The sequence below is a fragment of the Francisella salina genome, from assembly GCF_000219045.1.
In the GTDB taxonomy this organism is placed as follows: Bacteria; Pseudomonadota; Gammaproteobacteria; order Francisellales; family Francisellaceae; genus Francisella; species Francisella salimarina.
The window spans coordinates 1045482-1064707 of the sequence record NC_015696.1 but is presented as its reverse complement, the minus strand read 5'-3'; the positions used below and the strand labels follow the sequence as shown (position 1 = coordinate 1064707).

Here is a 19226-nt window from a genome sequence, read left to right as displayed (position 1 = left end):
TACAATAATATGAAGCATTGCGTTATATTTCAACTAATGATAATATTTCATCCGTAATTATCTAACTAGTCTTGAAACATGATCACATTAAATCATACACAAATCCTACTTGAAAAAGCTATCATGCAACAAAAATCACCTTTTTTCATAAAAGATATTGCTGGAAAATATATCTATATAAATCATCAAGCAGCCGCATTAGCAGATTTAACTCCAGAAGATTTTATAGGATTCGATGACTCAGAAATTTTTGGGGCTGAAATTGGGGCTATATATCGAAAAAAAGATCAAGATATAATTGCTGGTAAAGACATTAATCCTATTGATATTTTCACTGATAAAAAAGGCGTTACAAGAGCATATTTTATATTAAGACAACCTATCTATGATAAGGATAAAATTATCGGAGTATCTGGAATTAGAGCTGATATAACTAACTTCATAGAAAAAATTGCAGCCATCAAAATTTAATTTATATGACAAAAAATATTTTCACAGATAAAAATAATTATATTTTTGCTTCGACGATTACAGCTTCTGTATTTTTTTCTAGCTTAAGCTCATCCTACCTTTACAATCATCAAATGCTACCTATGATTTGGGCTTTTGTTTTTGGGATATTTCTACCTTTTTATCGCTTTGGAAATACTAAACTTGAACAAATCAAAAGCCTAACCACAAATATAATTCTAGTTCTAATAATGATGCTTCTAGCATCTTTTGTCAGTTTGATAAGTTCGCCAATACTGCAAGAACTAGCTCGTGGAATTTTAGTTTTTTATTGTCTATGTTCACAACGATATTTCAATGGTGGGCGTATTTTAATTATATTCTTGATAGTATATGTACTACTTTTTTTCTATCTTGATCCAATTCTATCTGAGAATACTCTATTACCTTCTCTTAATTACTGTCTAACTGGATTATTAATGGGCTACATATCAACCTCATTATTTACAATAATTATGCCAAGTGTTGATATCAAAACTCCGACTATTAATAATGACTCATTTGTTTTTAAACAAGCTATTATCATTACCATCCTTATAGTCTCTGTTTATATAACTGCTAGATTTATACATATAACTAATCCAGCTTGGATTTGCTATTCTATAGTTATAGTATCTACAGGAAATTATATAATATCGATAAAAACATCTCTGCATCGATTAATTGGTACTCTTATTGGTGCCGTTATAGGTATTGTATTATCACACTTTATTTTTGATAAATATCCATTAGCAATATACTCCTGTTTTATCTTCATTTTTCTTACATATTTTATGATTAATCATAATTATGGACTTGGTATTGTTTTTGCAACGATTTGGTTAATTGCATTATTTTATTTTCTCAAATCAGATATGACAGTAATCAGATTTACTATAGCACGAATTTTTGACACGCTAATTGGTATAGGCCTTGGAATACTTGCTGAATTCATATTACTTAAAAAAACTCAGAAACGATAGACTATAATTTTTTAAAATATCCTAATACCACAGGCAAATACCCAATCATAAAACTTAAAGGTATACACACACTTGCCCAATAGAAAACAAAATCATCTTGATTAAAAATCAAATAGCAACATAAAGCACTTATCACACCTATTACAGTACTTAGAATAGCTCCTAATAAATTAGTCTTGTTACCATAAAACCCATATAGCAAACTAAATGCTAAGGCAGCTATAGGAATATTAAAAAGTAACATTTTATCAAGAACTTGGTCTATAAAAGTATTAGCAAGTATGTAGCTAAAAATTGCAATAATAATTACTGTAATGATATTTTTGTGCTCGCTTTTATTATCTTGAAAATGTACAGAACACATTGATGCCATAGTATTCCATAATGCTGCTATAGTTGTCAAAGCTATCATAAACATCATAAGATAAAATATAACTAACATAGGTTTACTGAAGAGATTTCGCACAATATACACAAAAGCTTTATCAGGATTTGTAGAGCTAATCACACCTGCATATTTAGCTGTAGTATAGACAGCTATCAGATAAATCAAACTTACAATAAATGATGTAATCAGGACAGCATAAAAAGCTACTTTCTTAGATTTTGCAGCAAATATTTTTTGTCCATACCATGGTGAAAGTATGTAAGTAAATGCTGTAAGAATTGCTAAAGATATAGAAAAAGAAACTGATAAAGTTGGTATTTGTGCATTATTAATATATCCAAGTGCAGAAGCATCAGCATTATATGCTGAATACCCTAAATATATAAATAGAACTATAGATAATAAAAAGCTCAATTTATCTATTTTTACTATCATCAGTAGCCCATCTCTTATGGTAAATAACAACATTAAACTACAAGCAACCCCACTTATTAACCAATGATTATAAGCAGGAAAAATCTCTTGTAGATAAATTGTAGTAGAGTATATAAAGTTAGCTCCAAACCCCGCCATCGCAGTTAATAAACATAATGCTACTACTAATCCAAATACTGGATTATAACGTTGAGAAAAAAATTCAGACACACTAATTGCATCAAAGTTTTTCCACTTTTTAGCGACACTAAAAGAATAAAATAATAATCCAACTAAAAACACAATTCCTAGAGATAGTGCTGAGAATCCATATAAATACCCCAAGCTCGAGAAACCTATTAGAGTTGATACATTTAACTCCGTCATTACAAGAGTAGCTGTAAGTGCAAAAAGCCCTAAACTCTTTCCTGCAGTGTAGTAGTTTTCAGAGTTATTCATTTATAACAATAGTTGAATTGGTTTATAGCTTTTTCTATGGATATCTAATACACCATATTTTCTTATATTTTCAAGATGCTCTTTTGTTGGATAACCTTTATGCTTAGCAAAACCATATTGTGGAAATAATCTATCATGCTCGAGACAAATATTATCTCTATGTACTTTTGCTAATATCGAAGCTGCAGATATTTCTTGAATTTTTGAATCACCTTTCACAATAGCTTCTGAATTATAATCCCAGTTTGGTAATTTATTACCATCGACCAGCACTTTGTCAAATTGTCCTTTTAAATTATCTGCAACTTGATTCATCGCTTTGAGCGTTGCTTGAAGGATATTTAATTCATCAATTTGCTGAGGTGAAACTTCAACTATTGTATATGCTTTTGCATGAGCAATTATTAGTTCATATAGTGATTGACGTTTTTTTTCTGTTAATTTTTTAGAGTCTGTAAGACCATCAATAGTTTTTTCAGGATCTAGTATTACTCCAGCAGCAACTACAGGTCCTGATAGTGGTCCACGCCCTGCTTCATCTATACCAAGTATAATCATTTTAATTTATCCAAATTATCTAGTGATGTTAAAAAGCCTCTCAAGATATTAACCTCTTGACTCTCTAATTCAGATCTTTGAAAAAGTCTACGCACCTTATCCATTACATGACCAGGTTTATCTTTATCCAAAAATCCAGATTGAAGCATACTATCTTCAAAATGTTGATATAACCCTTGTAGCTCTTTGACAGAAGCTTTTTTATGCAAATGAGTATATTCAGGAACTTCTTTTAAGTCACTAATCTCTACAGCTTGCTTATAAATCTCATAAGCTACTAGTTGTACAGCTTGGGCTAGATTAAGAGATGTATATCCTTCATTTGACGGAATATACGCATGCACATTACTCATCAAAAGCTCTTCGTTTAAAAGTCCCGTTCTTTCTCTGCCAAATAATATGGCTATCTTTTCATCAGATTTTTGGATTTTATTAAGTATGTTTGTAGCAACTTTATATATAGGCTCTATAGGCAGAGATACTCTACGCACTCTTGCACTAGTCCCTACTACATAATCTATATCGTCAAGCGCTTCTTGAAGATTAGGTACAATCCTAGCATTTTTCACAACTTCTGTAGCATGACATGATAATGCTATGGCTTCGTCATCTATGCCTTTTTTAGGATTGACTAGCCACAAATTTGTTAATCCCATATTCAGCATTGCTCTAGCAGTAGAGCCTACATTGCCACTATGAGATGGTTCAACTAGAACTATGCGTATATTATTAGATAAATTAGTCATTGTTAGTATTAATAATTAAATTATACAAATCATCAGAACTTTCAGCTTGCTGAAAATATTGCTGGGTTCGATCCTCTTTCAGATAAAGGGCTAACTGCTTTAATAATTCCATATGAATATCTGATATCTTATCTGGAAAGAAAACACCAATAGCTATTTTAATATCATCGTCTATGGAATTATCATAATAACTATTTTTCAATGTAACTATCATTATTCTAGTAGTCATAAGGTTTTCAACCCTACAATGAGGAATATAAATATTCTTGCCAATATATGTATTACCTATTCTCTCACGCTTATAGATGTTTTTTAGAACGATATCTTCACTTATATCTGGATAACTATCAGATACTCGATTTGCTAAAAACTCAATTAAGCGCTTTTTTGACTCAATATTTAAATTTAAAATTATATCTTTTTTACTTATTAGGGCTTTTAAGTTCATGAATTTTATATAGAAAAATATAACAAGATACTTATTCAGAATGACCAGTCGCGTGGTTATCTCTCAATTTATTTTTATGTTTTTTTATCTGACGAGCCAACTTATCTTCAAGCATATCAATAGCTGCATATAAATCTTTATCCTCCGCCTTTGCCACAAATTCACTACCTGGAACTGTAACTATAGCTTCTGCCACTTGATGATCTTTTTCAACATCTAAAATTACTTTTGTTGAAGTGATGTTGTCAAAATAATGTCCTACCTTACCAATTTTCTCATTAACATAACTTTTGATTGGGTCAGTAACTTCAACATGTCTACCAGTAATTTGAATATTCATATAAACCTCCAGATTTTGAATAACACGCCCACAGAATTATATGGAGCTCTGTTTTAATAACCACCTAAGTGATATACTTGTATTCATATTATACAAGCTAAATACTATAAAGCAAAGCAATGAACAACAATGTAAAACAAATTTTAACCTCTCTAGGTCTTATTGCAGTAGCAGTTATATCATTCATTATTTTTGCTCCTTTATTTGTTTTTCTAATTATTTTTTTTATGATTTTCTCATTTTTTATACGTAGGAAAATAATTAAAGAAAATCCCGATTTTTTTAAGCAATATACAAATAAAAAAGGTCGTGTGATAGATCAAGAAGAAGATGATACTGATATTAACTCAAACTACAAAATAAAATAAATATGTATACTAAAGATACTATAGTTGCAGTTGCAACCCCCCAAGGTAATGGTGGTATAGGTATAATACGTATCTCTGGCGTAAATGCTTTATCAATAGCCGAAAAGCTCACAAAAAAACGTCTCAAATCTAGATATGCCACATTCTGTAATATTTATAATGCAAATGAAATAGTTGATCATGGTATTGTAATATTTTTCAATTCTCCTAATTCATATACTGGTGAAGATGTTGTTGAAATACAAGCACATGGCAATCCTTTTATACTTAACTTAATAATCAAAGCCACCCTAGAATGTGGCGCTAGAATGGCAAATGCTGGAGAGTTTACAGAAAGAGCATTTCTTAATAATAAGCTTGATTTAGCTCAAGCTGAAGCTGTAGCTGATATTATTAATGCATCTTCAGAAATAGCTGCAAAATCAGCAGCAAAGTCTCTTCAAGGAGATTTTTCTAGAGAGATTAATAGTCTTTTAGAAAAACTTATCTATCTACGAATGTATGTTGAGGCATCTATTGACTTTCCAGAAGAGGAAATCAACTTTTTAGAAGATCAAAAGGTTCATACCAGTTTACAAGAAATATATAAAACTATACTTGATGTTAAGAATAGTTGTAAACAAGGAGCGATCCTTGTTGAAGGCGTAACACTAATACTGGTCGGTAAGCCTAATGCCGGTAAATCTAGTCTTTTAAATGCTCTAGCTGGTAAAGAGTCTGCCATTGTAACATCAATAGCAGGTACAACTCGAGATATTGTAAAGGAGCATATTCAAATAAATGGTGTTCCAATGCATATTATCGATACTGCTGGATTACGTAGCAGTGATGATGTTATCGAAAGCGAAGGAATCAAAAGAGCAATCAAAAAGATTCAAGAGGCAGATCAAATATTATTTGTAACTGATGACTATACAAATAGCCAGGTTAAATTTAGTGATATAAAGGATATAATACCTGAATTTTATAATCAAATACCTAAAGATATAGATATTACTTATGTTCACAATAAGATAGACCTTCTTGAAGAAGCGCCTATGAATCATAATAATCATATTTATATATCCGCAGGTAACAACATAGGTATTGATAAGCTAAAAGATCATATTCTTGCCAAAGTTGGTTATACAACTCAAAATGAGAGTGTTTATACAGCTCGTGAGAGACATGTTACAGCTATAAATAATGCTTTTGAACATATCAAACTTGCTAGAGAACAATTAGAACTTGGGAATGGAGAACTCTTAGCAGAAGAATTATTAATAGTTCAAGAGCATCTTAACTCAATCACAGGAGAGTTCAGCTCTGATGACCTATTAGGAGAGATTTTCTCAAGCTTTTGTATTGGAAAATAGTATAAAAAACTTCTTTTTTACTTATAATTAGCTTTAACCATAGTTATATCATCTTCTAACTGACGACTATTAAAAGGTTTGTTAATATTCTTATCAACCTCTACTGTTTTAACTTTACTGCTAGTTATATTTAATGAATTACCAGCTACTATCGCATACAAATCTGCACTAATAATCAATATAACAAAAACTACTAATACTTTATTCATTTAATAATCCTGTAAACAAACATTAACAAATTTAACAAACTCTTGCTCAAGATTATTTCTAACTCCAGTTGCTCTTACCAAATAAAAGTTAGTTTCGCCAAAATAATAATCATTAAGCACTGGTAATATATCTAATCTACTATTAGCAAAAATATCCAAAGTATTAACAATCTTATTACACTTAGTTGCTAAATTAATATCACATATAAAATTATTAAAAAATAGATTTGGGTTAATATTAACCTCTTCTTTAGAGTCATCTCTCTCTAAAAGACCTATCAGACTAGTCTGATATTTATCATGACTTAAGAACCCAACAGCATCATGATTTTCTAAATCTTTCAGAGATTTTGGTTGTCCATATTTTTGAATATACTCTTCACTAGCGTAAAGTTTATTTTTAGCTCTTACTAACGTTTTTATAGTGCAGTTTGTAACTAAAGGTTTTTTAATAGTAATTGCCACATCCATGTCATCCTTAACCAGATCTACTACTCCTGCAGTATAACTAAATACTAATCGGACATTAGGATATCTAGCATAAAATAAATCCAACCTATCAGCTAGTATGTTATCAAGAAAAAGTTTTGGTATACCTACCTTTAAAGTTCCCGTTATTTCTTTAGATTTATTCATTAGCTGCTGAAATATTGTACTTGCTTCTTGCTCAATATCTTTAAAGTTTTTATAGAATGACTCTCCATCTTCAGTCATTTCTATTAAGCCTCTTGAGTTACGCTTAATCAATTTCATATTTATAGATTCTTCTAAGCTTTGAATTCGACGGGAAACTGTACTTTGAGAAATATTTAAATGTTTAGCTAATTCTGTAAATGTACCTATATTGATAAGCTTAATAAAAATAAAAATATCATCAAAATTCATCACTAACCTCATTTGCGCATAGCTGTTATGCATTTTTTGCTACAGACAAATTAATACTACTACAAATATAATAGCCATGTAAGCTGATAAATTAACTTTAGCTTTTTAAATAACAAATAAGGAAATAAATAATGAAAAAAACACTATCAAAAATTATTTTAAGTAGCGCAATATTAGCAGCATCAATACCAGCTATGGCTTGCTCTGAAATCAATCATGATTTTGGAAAAAATATTGGAGTTTATACTACTAGAACTATGGATATCTTTATTGACTTAAAACCAAACTTAACTGTATATCCTAGAGGAACAAAAGAAAGTGGTGGTCTAAATAAAAACCCTCTTAACTGGACTGATAAATATGGTTATGTATCAATTGATGAAACTAATTTAGAAAATTTAACAGGTGAAGGTGTAAATGAAAAAGGCCTAGCTGCCCACCTGCTTTATTTAGGGGATACTGTTCAACCTAAAAGAGATCTAAGCAAACCAGGAATCAATGGCGTTGATTGGGTTAGATATGTACTAGGAAACTATTCTACAGTTCAAGAAGTTCTAGAAAACTTAGATAAATATCAAATATACAATCCGCCAGTAAAAATTAATGGTAAAGATAGTTATTTACCAGTTCATTATCTAGTAGAAGATAAAACTGGAGATAGTGCGCTTATTGAATATATTAATGGAAAGTTAACTATACATAGAGGTGTAAAAAATCTTAGTAATGAACCTAGCTATGATAAGCAACTTAAAATTTTAAAACAAGCCAAAGATTTGGGATTCTATAATATAGATAAACTACCAGGTGGTGCCAACTCTGGATATAGATTTGTAAGGGGTAGTTTTATAAATGAAAATTTACCAGATGCAGACTCTGCTGATCAAGCTGTCAATTACATGTTTGCAGCAGCTGACTCTGTATCTGTTCCATTTATCAAAGGCTACAGAAATGAGAGTTTTAATAACCCAAGTTTAGAAGATAAATGGCCAACACAATGGAAGTCAGTAACATCCTTATCTCAGAATACTATCTATATTTCTGATACATTAGTTGGTAATAGAGTTTCTGTTAACCTTAATGAGACTAATTTAAGTGAGGGACAACCAATTAAAAGCATATCAGTTATGGATAAATCTTTAACTGGAGATGTAACTAGCAAACTAACTCCTAAAGATAAGTAAAACTTAGGCCTAAGCTTTAATGCTTTTGATCAGTAATTTCTCAACTATCCAAAATCAATATAAGTTTTAGTGACTATGTTCATTTATGCATAACTGCTATGTAGCTTTTGCTAGAGACATATCACCACTACTACATATAGACTAAATATTAACTAGATTATAATAAAACCATAAAGGAGCAAATGATGAAAAAAATACTTCTATTAATTTTGATATCAGTTATAACTACTACTTTTGCTAATGCTAATCCAACAAAGTTAAGATCTTACTCTGTTGGTATCAAGCGTAATCATATATCACTTTATGAGTCTCACAATATCACAAAAGCAACTCATTATTATACTCATTACAGATAATTAAAAGATTCTACAGCAAACATTTTGCTAAAATTACCTAATTTAAAATATAGTAAAAATATCATGATCTCTCTAATAGGCAAAACTCCTATTATCAAACTAAAAACCGACAATGCTCATAACTTATATGCCAAGTGCGAATGGCTTAACCCTACAGGAAGTATAAAAGATCGAGTTGCAAAATATATATTAGATAATTTAATCAAAAATAAAAAAATAAATCCTGAACAAGCAATTATTGAAGCAAGTTCTGGAAATATGGGAACTTCGCTAGCTGCAATTGGAAAATTATATAATCATCCCGTATATATTACGTGTCCAGAAAAAACTGGAAGAATAAAAAGAGAAATGATCAAAAGTTTTGGAGCAAATTTAACAATATGCAAAAATACTGCCAATCACACAGATGCTGATTTTTATGTAAATAAAGCTAAGCACTTAGCAAAAGATTTAGATGGGGTGTTAATTAATCAATATGACAACCTACTAAATACAGAGTGTCATTACAAAACTACAGGACAAGAAATAGTCAACTATTTTTTAACTCACTCAAAAAATATAGACTTTTTTATAACAGTTGGAGGATCTGGTGGAACTATTACTGGTTGTGCTAAAAAAATAAAAGAGATATTCCCAGAAACTAAAATTCTTATGCCAGATCCTAAAGGATCTGTTTATTACGATATTTTTTATCATGGCAAACCAATAGAGCAAAATATATACAGTTATAAAGTTGAGGGTCCAGGCAATCCCGTATTTTGTAAGTCTATGGACTTATCATACATTAATGAAATAATTCAATTCACAGATAAACAAGCTATACAAGGATGTAACGAACTAGCCCAAGAGCAAAGTATTTACGCTGGACACAGTAGTGGTGCAAATTATTTTATAGCCAAAAAGCTAATTGAAAAGCTTCCTAAAGACAAAAGCTACAACATCTTAATTATGATTTTGGATAATGGTATGAAATATAGTTTCGACTAGTCTTAGAAAATATAAAATGAAATGATATTCAAATACTGCTATTATTAAATTGATGTATCAATATATAGGAGTGTTTCATATGCCAGGTATATTAATAAGTTTCATACTGCTCTTTTTATCAGTCATATTCGCTTGGTTTAATAGACGATGGGGACTTATAGCATTTTGTATTTTTCTAATCGTAACATCACTAGTATTTCTTCATCATGCTAGTGATCATTTGTCAATTTATCTATAGATAAGGAGAGCAAATATGAAAAAATATTTTAAAGAAGATTTAGTAAAACTCCTAAGTGCTATAGAACTTGCAGGTATTACAGTTACAATTATTTCTGCATTCTACTTTCAGTTTGTAATGGGAGAAATCCCTTGCCCATTATGCCTTTTGCAAAGATTAGGACTACTAGCAATAGGATTCGGATTTTTATTGAATATGCATTATCATATCAGACCTAGCCATTATGCGCTATCGCTACTAGCTTCTGTATTAACAGCATTTATTTCATTACGTCAAATTGCTCTTCATGTTTCAGATCCAGTTGGCTTTGGTTCAACAGTTTTTGGACTACACATGTATACATGGGTATTCATAATATGCATGATTGCTATCATTTATATTTCTGTAGTTATGTCTTATCCTAATCAATATAAAATTAATAAAGATCCTAATGAAATAGCAGATGCAAAAAATAATAAAATCCGAACATTAAGTCATATTATATTTGTCATTTTCATAATTGCTATTTTTGCTAATATTGCTTCAACTTTTATTGAATGTGGTATACATGAATGCCCAGATAATCCAACAAAATACATTCTCGCATAAACTCTAAATAATGCTACATGATTTATCCTAATAAGATATTTCTTTATTAGCAATAAAATAATATATAATTAATAGATGTAATATCTGATACTGTTTATAGCAAAGTATTATAAGGAGCTTAAGATATGAAGTCGAAGCTATTAATGTACATATTATTGATATCATATTCTGCCTACCTATGTGCATCACCTATTAATAAAGAAACATCCAACAACCAGATACTACAATCAATATCTAAAGAATTAACTAATGCTGAAATAGAAACACAATCTTTGATCAATAAACAACAACAAACTAAGGCTGATGATGATTCTTTTGAAATGTATAGTAATAAGGTAGTTAATCATAATTATTAGTTAATATCATTTTGTATATAAACTAATTGATAAGGATAATTTAAATTTGGTAGTTATAAAAACACAAAGCCCCATATTACTATGAGGATTTTTGTATTGCTTATCACGATAAGTCTTTGATATTTGAATAAGATGGCGATTACCTACTTTCACCTGGCCGGAGCCAAACTATCATCGGCGTTTTGTAGTTTCACTTCTGAGTTCGGAATGGGATCAGGTGGTTCCTACAAGCTATTATCGCCAAAACTGTGTTTTGGATAATATATCTTATAAAGATATTTAACAATTCAGCATAGAAATAGACTTAAGTCTCTCGGATCATTAGTACTGGTAAGCTTCATACATTGCTGTACTTCCACACCCAGCCTATCAACGTCGTAGTCTCCAACGTTCCTTACTGATTTACATCAGAGAGATCTAATCTTGAAGGAGGCTTCCCGCTTAGATGCTTTCAGCGGTTATCCCTTCCGAACGTAGCTACCCGGCAATGCTTCTGGCGAAACAACCGGAACACCAGTGGTTCGTTCACTCCGGTCCTCTCGTACTAGGAGCAACTCTTCTCAAATCTCTAACGCCCACGGCAGATAGGGACCGAACTGTCTCACGACGTTCTGAACCCAGCTCGCGTACCACTTTAAATGGCGAACAGCCATACCCTTGGGACCTGCTTCAGCCCCAGGATGTGATGAGCCGACATCGAGGTGCCAAACTCCTCCGTCGATATGAACTCTTGGGAGGAATCAGCCTGTTATCCCCGGAGTACCTTTTATCCGTTGAGCGATGGCCTTTCCATACAGGACCACCGGATCACTAAGACCTACTTTCGTACCTGCTCGAGCCGTCACTCTCGCAGTCAAGCGCACTTTTGCCTTTATACTCTTGGCACGATTTCCGACCGTACCGAGTGCACCTTCGTACTCCTCCGTTACTCTTTAGGAGGAGACCGCCCCAGTCAAACTACCCACCATACACTGTCCTCGAATCTCTCCTGAGTTAGAACTTCAAATATTCAAGGGTGGTATTTCAAGGACGACTCCACAATCACTAGCGTGACTGCTTCAAAGTCTCCCACCTATCCTACACATAAATATTCAAAGTCCAGTGCAAAGCTGTAGTAAAGGTTCACGGGGTCTTTCCGTCTAACCGCGGGTACACTGCATCTTCACAGCGATTTCAATTTCACTGAGTCTCTGGTGGAGACAGTGTGGCCGTCGTTACGCCATTCGTGCAGGTCGGAACTTACCCGACAAGGAATTTCGCTACCTTAGGACCGTTATAGTTACGGCCGCCGTTTACTGGGGCTTCGATCCAGAGCTTCGCTTGCGCTAACCCCTTCAATTAACCTTCCAGCACCGGGCAGGCGTCACACCCTATACTTCATCTTACGATTTAGCAGAGTGCTGTGTTTTTGATAAACAGTCGCAGCCACCTGGTATCTGCAACCCCCAACAGCTCAGAGAGCAAGTCTCATCACCATCAAGGGCACACCTTCTTCCAAAGTTACGGTGTCATTTTGCCTAGTTCCTTCACCAGAGTTATCTCATAGCCTTAGTATTCTCTACCTACCCACCAGTGTCGGTTTACAGTACGGTCACTTATACAATATACTTAGAAGCTTTTCCTGGAAGCATGGTATCAATAGCTTCGTCAAACAAGTTTGACTTCGTCTCGTATCTCAGATCAACAAGATGCCGGATTTGCCTAGCACCTCTACCTACATACTTTCACCTGGACAACCATTCGCCAGGCCTACCTAACCTTCTCCGTCCCTCCTTCGTTTATATAAGCGGCACAGGAATATTAACCTGTTTCCCATCGACTTCACTCTTCAGCTACGCCTTAGGGGCCGGCTTACCCTACGTTGATTAACATTGCGTAGGAAACCTTGGGTTTTCGGCCAATAAGAATCTCACTTATTTTACGTTACTCATGTCAGCATTCGCACTTCTGATACCTCCAGCAAACTTCTCAATTCACCTTCATCGGCTTACAGAACGCTCCCCTACCAATATACTAAATATATTCCGCAACTTCGGTGCATAGCTTAGCCCCGTTAAATCTTACGTGCAGGCCGACTCGACCAGTGAGCTATTACGCTTTCTTTAAAGGGTGGCTGCTTCTAAGCCAACCTCCTGGCTGTCTGGGCCTTCCCACTTCGTTTCCCACTTAGCTATGACTTGGGGACCTTAGTTGGCGGTCTGGGCTGTTTCCCTTTCCACTACGGACCTTAGCACCCGCAGTGTGTCTCCCGTGATTGAACTTCATCGTATTCTGAGTTTGCATCGAGTCAGTAAGGTCGTAAAACCCCCATCGTCGAAACAGTGCTTTACCCCAATGAGTTATACACGAGGCACTACCTAAATAGTTTTCGGGGAGAACCAGCTATCTCCGTGCTTGATTAGCCTTTCACTCCGATCCACAGCTCATCCCATACTTTTGCAACAGTATTGGGTTCGGTCCTCCAGTTGGTATTACCCAACCTTCAACCTGGCCATGGATAGATCGCGCCGGTTTCGGGTCTACTCCTAGCAACTATTCGCCCTATTAAGACTCGCTTTCGCTACGGATCCCTTATTCAGTTATCCTCGCTACTAAAAGTAACTCGCTGACCCATTATACAAAAGGTACGCAGTCACATGACTAAATCATGCTCCTACTGCTTGTATGCAAGCGGTTTCAGATTCTATTTCACTCCCTTTATAAGGGTTCTTTTCACCTTTCCCTCACGGTACTAGTTCACTATCGGTCATTCAGGAGTATTTAGCCTTGGAGGATGGTCCCCCCATATTCAGACAAGGTTCCACGTGCCCCGTCCTACTTGTTCGTATGCTTAGTTCCACTATGATTATTTCGTATACGGGACTATCACCCTCTATCGTCAAGCTTCCCAACTTGTTCTACTATAATTACAGCTAAATCATACCAGGCTCTTCCCACTTCGCTCGCCGCTACTATGGGAATCTCAATTGATTTCTTTTCCTAAGGGTACTTAGATGTTTCAGTTCCCCTCGTTCGCTCTACACTCTATGTCAAGTGAGTACCTAACTTGTGTTAGGTGGGTTCCCCCATTCGGAAATCTCCGGATCAAAGTTTATTTACCAACTAACCGAAGCTTATCGCAGATTATCACGTCCTTCATCGCCTCTGAATGCCAAGGCATCCACCGCTTGCACTTATTTTCTTAAGTCTATTTCTATACTAAATTGTTAAATATCTCTATCTTCATGTAAATAAATATGGTGGAGCCAAGCGGGATCGAACCGCTGACCCCCTGCGTGCAAAGCAGGTGCTCTCCCAGCTGAGCTATGGCCCCAAAAAAACTGGTGGGTCTGAGTAGACTCGAACTACCGACCTCACCCTTATCAGGGGTGCGCTCTAACCAACTGAGCTACAGACCCGTATTCTATTTACACTAAAATATATTATCTACAAACACTATGCTAAATCACTTGAATATGTAATTAGAGCTTATTTCTATTTTTTTCGTATTTCCGTTAAGGAGGTGATCCAGCCGCAGGTTCCCCTACGGCTACCTTGTTACGACTTCACCCCAGTCATGAATCACTCCGTGGTAAACGCCCATTCGTTAAGCTATCTACTTCTGGAGCAACCCACTCCCATGGTGTGACGGGCGGTGTGTACAAGACCCGGGAACGTATTCACCGCAGTATTCTGACCTGCGATTACTAGCGATTCCGACTTCATGCAGTCGAGTTGCAGACTGCAATCCGGACTAAGAGTACCTTTCTGAGTTTCGCTCCAGCTCGCACCTTCGCAGCCCTCTGTAATACCCATTGTAGCACGTGTGTAGCCCTGGTCGTAAGGGCCATGATGACTTGACGTCGTCCCCACCTTCCTCCGCCTTGTCAGCGGCAGTCTCAATAGAGTACCCAACTTAATGATGGTAACTATCAATAGGGGTTGCGCTCGTTGCGGGACTTAACCCAACATTTCACAACACGAGCTGACGACAGCCGTGCAGCACCTGTCACTGCGTTCCCGAAGGCACCAATCTATCTCTAGAAAGTTCGCAGGATGTCAAGACCAGGTAAGGTTCTTCGCGTTGCATCGAATTAAACCACATGCTCCACCGCTTGTGCGGGTCCCCGTCAATTCCTTTGAGTTTTAGCCTTGCGGCCGTAGTCCCCAGGCGGAGTACTTAACGCGTTAGCTGCGCCACTAGATCCTTTACACCGAATCCAACAGCTAGTACTCATCGTTTACAGCGTGGACTACCAGGGTATCTAATCCTGTTTGATCCCCACGCTTTCGTCCCTCAGTGTCAGTATCGGTCCAGAATGTTGCCTTCGCCATTGGTGTTCCTTCTGATCTCTACGCATTTCACCGCTACACCAGAAATTCCCCATTCCTCTACCATACTCTAGTTTGCCAGTATCAAATGCAGTTCCAAGGTTGAGCCCTGGGCTTTCACATCTGACTTAACAAACCACCTACAGACCCTTTACGCCCAGTAATTCCGATTAACGCTCGGACCCCCCGTATTACCGCGGCTGCTGGCACGGAGTTAGCCGGTCCTTATTCTTTGGGTAACGTCCTTCTTATGAGCTATTAACTCATAAGCTTTCCTCCCCAACTAAAGTGCTTTACAACCCTAGAGCCTTCTTCACACACATGGCATTGCTGGATCAGGCTTTCGCCCATTGTCCAATATTCCCCACTGCTGCCTCCCGTAGGAGTTTGGGCCGTGTCTCAGTCCCAATGTGGCTGATCATCCTCTCAAATCAGCTATGGATCGTAGCCTTGGTAGGCCTTTACCCCACCAACAAGCTAATCCAACGCAGGCTCATCCATCTGCGGCAGCACAAAGGCCACCTTTAATCCGCAGATATTATGCGGTATTAACAGTCGTTTCCAACTGGTATCCCCCACAGATGGGCAGATTCCTACGCGTTACTCACCCGTCCGCCACTCGTCAGCAAGAAGCAAGCTTCTCCTGTTACCGTTCGACTTGCATGTGTTAAGCATGCCACCAGCGTTCAATCTGAGCCAGGATCAAACTCTTCAGTTTAATTCTCAAATTCTGACTCTAACTACTGATACTCAAATTCTTTAACAAAGTGTTTGTATATAATATATCTCTTAAATATCTTAGAAGCCTTAGCTCCCAACCGTTAACATCACTCGTCAGCCGGTGAAGACATATAATACGCATCACTCTTCCAAAATGCAACCACTTTCTTCAAAAAAATTAAAGTTTTTTTAACATCTAGCCAAATAACTCGTAAATACCACTCAAATTTAGATCTTTACAACCAAATTCCCTGTCCATCCACTAGTTTTCAAACTCATAAAAACATATTAAAATTAGTAAAATATAAGCTGTAAACATATAGCTTAGAGATATTTGCTTATGTACAATGCTTTTTAACTAGATTTAAATCACTTAAGTTAGCAATGATAAATATTAGCAATATAACAGACTCTAATATTGATACTGTAGTTGGTCAATTAGCTTCTGATGTTACAAATAAAGGTGTAACTTCTTATTCTGCTAAACTTGCTTGTGAGATCAATTATTTTATAGTTGGACATAATATAGAGAACATAAACCTAGTTAGCACGCAACTAAAAACAACTAAAACATTATATGATAATAATCTAATATCCAGGCTTGATTATAAAAAGTATCAACAATACTGTAAAATCACTAAACTTAAAAACATCATAAATCAATTTATTGAATATTTCTCTACAAACAATAAAGATAATCAGAGTCTAGAACTGGCTATTTTAGACTTAGAAAATTCATGCAAATCAAAACTAATTTTAGAACTTCCTTACGATTACATAAGAAAAATAGATAAATTACTAAACGTTATCGATAACTCAATACAAAGATCTAGCTCGCTAGATAAATCTACTTTGAACGAGTTTAATAAACTCAAGAACATTCTTGCTAAATATATTGGATACAACCCAGTACTGCAAAAACAAGAACTCACGATAAATATAAAGCCTATTAATCAAGGCTTTGAAATAGAGAATATCAACTTTGTATCTACAAACAATAAGCAATACTTCAAACAGAACTCTCTAACAATTAAGAACTCGCATATTAAAAATTTAGAAATATGTGAAAATATTTATGGGATTAGTGGGGAATTAACTTTTAATTTGGCATATATAAACAATCACAAAGACTTTGATTTTCTACTGACTCCAAATCAACCTATACTGATAGATATCCAAATAAATGATGATTTTAATTTTTATAAGAAAGATTCTAAAAAAGAACATCACACACGATCAACTCGTTTTATAACTATTGGATCTACTACAAACTATGTAGATACTGAAGAAAAATTCGAATATAGCATATACTCTTATGCTGAAAGTGTTTCATCTGGTTTAAAAGAATTTAAAATAAAATTCCATGACCCTCTCAAAGCACTTTGGATGGAACACAAACCATCTTATATTGACATCAATAAAAGTTTGGACGACATTCTTAAAGATAATTTTTTCTTTGACAGTTTATTTTCTTTAGACACTAATAAAAGTAATAACCTAAAAACTCGAATACCTCAAACATTTATTTCAACTATAAATAGAAGTTTCTATGATTTTTTTATTGAGCAACTCCAACAAAATAAAAGCTACCTAAAATATTTCTGCAACAAGAAAAATGGTAAAGTGACCTACTATATCTTTGATAAAGTAGACAGTTCCCTACAAAACAATATTGCAAACTCTGATGATAACTTGAAGGATAAGTTATCTCCCTATGATATAAGTTGCCTAAAAAAACAACATCTAATCTCTAACAAACCAAACTTCTACGTTAAAGAAAATGATATTTCTCCAGATGTAACTATCAGCAATAAGAGAAAAGAAGAGCGAAAAAATTCTAAAGGCTCAATAAAACCTTTTTCATCTATATATAAAGATAACCTCAGTACTATTGAATATTTGCAGAATCAGGATGATGAAAAAAAAGAGGTTGAGACTTCGGAATTCGAAATACTTTTAACCTCGAGAAATATTCTTCCCTTTATAGATAGTGAGATCACCCTATCCAAACTAGAAAATGATAAAGATTACCTACTAGGAGCAACAAATATAAAAAATTTATTCATATATGAAAGAGAGTTATCATTCACTAGAAGTAAATATAGCACTCAACAACTCTATAAAAACATAAATAAGCTTCACTACAAGAGCACCTCTGAGGCTGATGTATATGAGAAAATAGCCTTCACAAAAACTCTTAATCTAACACACAATAATTTAGTAACCTACAAAATAAAAGACTATAACAACCTAGCTCCTGAATATCCTAAATACAAGTCTTTTCATAATTTCTATATAAATGGTAGAGTGACTATCGGAGAAAATGTTAATAACGATTCGAAAAAAGCATATAAATTCTTTAAAAACTATAAACCTGAAGAGAGCTCATTTGCTGAGTTTCAAGGAAATGGTGAAAAAGGCACTTCTGCTATACAAAATAGTAAAGCCAGTATTTTTTATGCAATAGAAGTTATCAAGGAATTACTACCAGATAAATCTTCTGAAAAACCAATTATATACCTACCAATGAAGGTAAATATAAATTCTGCTAATAACCAATTCATGCCTCTTAGAAATGATGATATTATTTTAGTTGAGGCTCAATCATTCACAGACGGCGAAATAGTTGAGTTAATTTCTAACTCAGCAATATCAACAGAAAAAGCACAGCAACAGTTATTACAAAGACAACTTCTTGGTGCTAAGGAAAACTGTGAAATGGCATATACACAGACAAGCGATGGTGAGACATTCTCATTAACTCAACTTAACGAAGCTAGTGAGAATTCTTTTTTAATAAATGATAAAAAAGGAATTTTTCTTAGATACAAATCAAAAGGGAATTAA

General features: G+C 34.5%; 18 protein-coding genes, 2 tRNA genes and 3 rRNA genes. 11 read left to right on the top strand and 12 right to left on the bottom strand.

Features of this window, described 5'->3' with window-relative positions; translation table 11 throughout:
- The first annotated feature begins 78 nt into the window (after positions 1-78).
- Together F7308_RS05150 and F7308_RS05145 are read left to right on the top strand one after the other, a co-directional pair.
- Positions 79-471, top strand: coding sequence for a PAS domain-containing protein (locus F7308_RS05150; RefSeq protein ID WP_013922795.1), 393 nt, complete (start codon positions 79-81; stop codon positions 469-471).
- A gap of 5 nt (positions 472-476) precedes the next feature.
- Positions 477-1472: an FUSC family protein gene (locus tag F7308_RS05145; RefSeq protein ID WP_013922794.1), complete on the top strand. Its 996-nt coding sequence runs from the start codon at positions 477-479 to the stop codon at positions 1470-1472.
- A 1-nt stretch (position 1473) separates the two neighbouring features.
- Here the strand turns inward: F7308_RS05145 and F7308_RS05140 are convergent, their stop codons facing one another.
- Genes F7308_RS05140 through hpf form a run of 5 tightly spaced genes read right to left on the bottom strand, consistent with a single transcriptional unit; the run spans position 1474 to position 4825 of the window.
- Entirely contained in the window at positions 1474-2733 is a 1260-nt protein-coding gene (locus F7308_RS05140) for a sodium:solute symporter family transporter (protein WP_013922793.1), read from the bottom strand.
- Positions 2734-3291 carry a ribonuclease HII gene (gene rnhB, locus F7308_RS05135; RefSeq protein ID WP_013922792.1) on the bottom strand — a complete coding sequence of 186 codons (558 nt, stop codon included), beginning with the start codon at positions 3289-3291 and terminating at the stop codon, positions 2734-2736.
- Positions 3288-4037 (bottom strand): RNA methyltransferase, encoded by a 750-nt coding sequence (locus F7308_RS05130; protein WP_013922791.1) that lies wholly within the window; start codon positions 4035-4037, stop codon positions 3288-3290. The genes rnhB and F7308_RS05130 overlap by 4 nt, the downstream gene beginning before the upstream one ends.
- Positions 4030-4485: a PTS sugar transporter subunit IIA gene (locus F7308_RS05125; protein WP_013922790.1), complete on the bottom strand. Its 456-nt coding sequence runs from the start codon at positions 4483-4485 to the stop codon at positions 4030-4032. The genes F7308_RS05130 and F7308_RS05125 overlap by 8 nt, the downstream gene beginning before the upstream one ends.
- Before the next feature lie 31 nt (positions 4486-4516).
- Entirely contained in the window at positions 4517-4825 is a 309-nt protein-coding gene (gene hpf / locus F7308_RS05120; RefSeq protein WP_013922789.1) for a ribosome hibernation-promoting factor, HPF/YfiA family, read from the bottom strand.
- A 119-nt stretch (positions 4826-4944) separates the two neighbouring features.
- Between hpf and F7308_RS05115 the strand changes: the two genes are divergently transcribed.
- Positions 4945-5193 (top strand): hypothetical protein, encoded by a 249-nt coding sequence (locus tag F7308_RS05115; RefSeq protein ID WP_013922788.1) that lies wholly within the window; start codon positions 4945-4947, stop codon positions 5191-5193.
- A gap of 2 nt (positions 5194-5195) precedes the next feature.
- Positions 5196-6548 (top strand): tRNA uridine-5-carboxymethylaminomethyl(34) synthesis GTPase MnmE, encoded by a 1353-nt coding sequence (gene mnmE, locus F7308_RS05110; protein WP_013922787.1) that lies wholly within the window; start codon positions 5196-5198, stop codon positions 6546-6548.
- A gap of 17 nt (positions 6549-6565) precedes the next feature.
- Here the strand turns inward: mnmE and F7308_RS05105 are convergent, their stop codons facing one another.
- Positions 6566-6757 carry a hypothetical protein gene (locus F7308_RS05105; protein WP_013922786.1) on the bottom strand — a complete coding sequence of 64 codons (192 nt, stop codon included), beginning with the start codon at positions 6755-6757 and terminating at the stop codon, positions 6566-6568.
- On the bottom strand, positions 6758-7642 hold the full coding sequence (locus tag F7308_RS05100) for a LysR family transcriptional regulator (protein ID WP_013922785.1): 885 nt from the start codon (positions 7640-7642) through the stop codon (positions 6758-6760).
- A 131-nt stretch (positions 7643-7773) separates the two neighbouring features.
- On the opposite strand from F7308_RS05100, the gene F7308_RS05095 reads away from it, so the two are divergent.
- The 6 genes from F7308_RS05095 (at position 7774) to F7308_RS05080 (ending at position 11348) form a co-directional block, all read left to right on the top strand.
- A complete protein-coding gene (locus F7308_RS05095) occupies positions 7774-8823 on the top strand; it encodes a linear amide C-N hydrolase (RefSeq protein ID WP_013922784.1) in 1050 nt (349 codons plus the stop codon).
- Between the two features lie 185 nt (positions 8824-9008).
- Positions 9009-9179, top strand: a complete 171-nt coding sequence (locus tag F7308_RS10190) for a hypothetical protein (RefSeq protein ID WP_013922783.1) — start codon at positions 9009-9011, stop codon at positions 9177-9179.
- 63 nt (positions 9180-9242) lie between these two features.
- Positions 9243-10166, top strand: coding sequence for a PLP-dependent cysteine synthase family protein (locus F7308_RS05090; protein ID WP_013922782.1), 924 nt, complete (start codon positions 9243-9245; stop codon positions 10164-10166).
- A gap of 52 nt (positions 10167-10218) precedes the next feature.
- Entirely contained in the window at positions 10219-10404 is a 186-nt protein-coding gene (locus F7308_RS10290) for a DUF5993 family protein (protein WP_306669292.1), read from the top strand.
- Positions 10405-10419: 15 nt separating this feature from the next.
- Entirely contained in the window at positions 10420-10992 is a 573-nt protein-coding gene (locus F7308_RS05085) for a disulfide bond formation protein B (RefSeq protein WP_013922781.1), read from the top strand.
- Between the two features lie 125 nt (positions 10993-11117).
- Positions 11118-11348, top strand: coding sequence for a hypothetical protein (locus F7308_RS05080; RefSeq protein ID WP_013922780.1), 231 nt, complete (start codon positions 11118-11120; stop codon positions 11346-11348).
- 130 nt (positions 11349-11478) lie between these two features.
- Here the strand turns inward: F7308_RS05080 and rrf are convergent.
- From rrf to F7308_RS05055, 5 genes are all read right to left on the bottom strand, one after another.
- A 5S ribosomal RNA gene (gene rrf / locus F7308_RS05075) occupies positions 11479-11593 on the bottom strand.
- Between the two features lie 55 nt (positions 11594-11648).
- Positions 11649-14535: ribosomal RNA gene (locus F7308_RS05070) — 23S ribosomal RNA — on the bottom strand.
- Positions 14536-14585: 50 nt separating this feature from the next.
- Positions 14586-14661: transfer RNA gene (locus F7308_RS05065), tRNA-Ala, on the bottom strand.
- A gap of 8 nt (positions 14662-14669) precedes the next feature.
- A tRNA-Ile gene (locus tag F7308_RS05060) sits at positions 14670-14746 on the bottom strand.
- 97 nt (positions 14747-14843) lie between these two features.
- A 16S ribosomal RNA gene (locus tag F7308_RS05055) occupies positions 14844-16377 on the bottom strand.
- Together the 16S, 23S and 5S rRNA genes with 2 tRNA genes alongside form the textbook arrangement of a ribosomal RNA operon.
- Before the next feature lie 386 nt (positions 16378-16763).
- On the opposite strand from F7308_RS05055, the gene F7308_RS05050 reads away from it, so the two are divergent.
- On the top strand, positions 16764-19226 hold the full coding sequence (locus F7308_RS05050) for a hypothetical protein (RefSeq protein WP_013922779.1): 2463 nt from the start codon (positions 16764-16766) through the stop codon (positions 19224-19226).

Bases quoted from the DNA above. Each gene is read 5' to 3' on its own strand.
- mnmE (WP_013922787.1), top strand. From the start codon at position 5,196: ATGTATACTAAAGATACTATAGTTGCAGTTGCAACCCCCCAAGGTAAT.
- rnhB (WP_013922792.1), bottom strand. From the start codon at position 3,291: ATGATTATACTTGGTATAGATGAAGCAGGGCGTGGACCACTATCAGGA.
- F7308_RS05100 (WP_013922785.1), bottom strand. From the start codon at position 7,642: ATGAATTTTGATGATATTTTTATTTTTATTAAGCTTATCAATATAGGT.
- F7308_RS05145 (WP_013922794.1), top strand. From the start codon at position 477: ATGACAAAAAATATTTTCACAGATAAAAATAATTATATTTTTGCTTCG.
- hpf (WP_013922789.1), bottom strand. From the start codon at position 4,825: ATGAATATTCAAATTACTGGTAGACATGTTGAAGTTACTGACCCAATC.
- F7308_RS05085 (WP_013922781.1), top strand. From the start codon at position 10,420: ATGAAAAAATATTTTAAAGAAGATTTAGTAAAACTCCTAAGTGCTATA.
- F7308_RS10190 (WP_013922783.1), top strand. From the start codon at position 9,009: ATGAAAAAAATACTTCTATTAATTTTGATATCAGTTATAACTACTACT.
- F7308_RS05150 (WP_013922795.1), top strand. From the start codon at position 79: ATGATCACATTAAATCATACACAAATCCTACTTGAAAAAGCTATCATG.
- F7308_RS05125 (WP_013922790.1), bottom strand. From the start codon at position 4,485: ATGAACTTAAAAGCCCTAATAAGTAAAAAAGATATAATTTTAAATTTA.
- F7308_RS05105 (WP_013922786.1), bottom strand. From the start codon at position 6,757: ATGAATAAAGTATTAGTAGTTTTTGTTATATTGATTATTAGTGCAGAT.
- F7308_RS05140 (WP_013922793.1), bottom strand. From the start codon at position 2,733: ATGAATAACTCTGAAAACTACTACACTGCAGGAAAGAGTTTAGGGCTT.
- F7308_RS05050 (WP_013922779.1), top strand. From the start codon at position 16,764: ATGATAAATATTAGCAATATAACAGACTCTAATATTGATACTGTAGTT.
- F7308_RS05080 (WP_013922780.1), top strand. From the start codon at position 11,118: ATGAAGTCGAAGCTATTAATGTACATATTATTGATATCATATTCTGCC.
- F7308_RS05095 (WP_013922784.1), top strand. From the start codon at position 7,774: ATGAAAAAAACACTATCAAAAATTATTTTAAGTAGCGCAATATTAGCA.
- F7308_RS05090 (WP_013922782.1), top strand. From the start codon at position 9,243: ATGATCTCTCTAATAGGCAAAACTCCTATTATCAAACTAAAAACCGAC.
- F7308_RS05130 (WP_013922791.1), bottom strand. From the start codon at position 4,037: ATGACTAATTTATCTAATAATATACGCATAGTTCTAGTTGAACCATCT.
- F7308_RS05115 (WP_013922788.1), top strand. From the start codon at position 4,945: ATGAACAACAATGTAAAACAAATTTTAACCTCTCTAGGTCTTATTGCA.
- F7308_RS10290 (WP_306669292.1), top strand. From the start codon at position 10,219: ATGTATCAATATATAGGAGTGTTTCATATGCCAGGTATATTAATAAGT.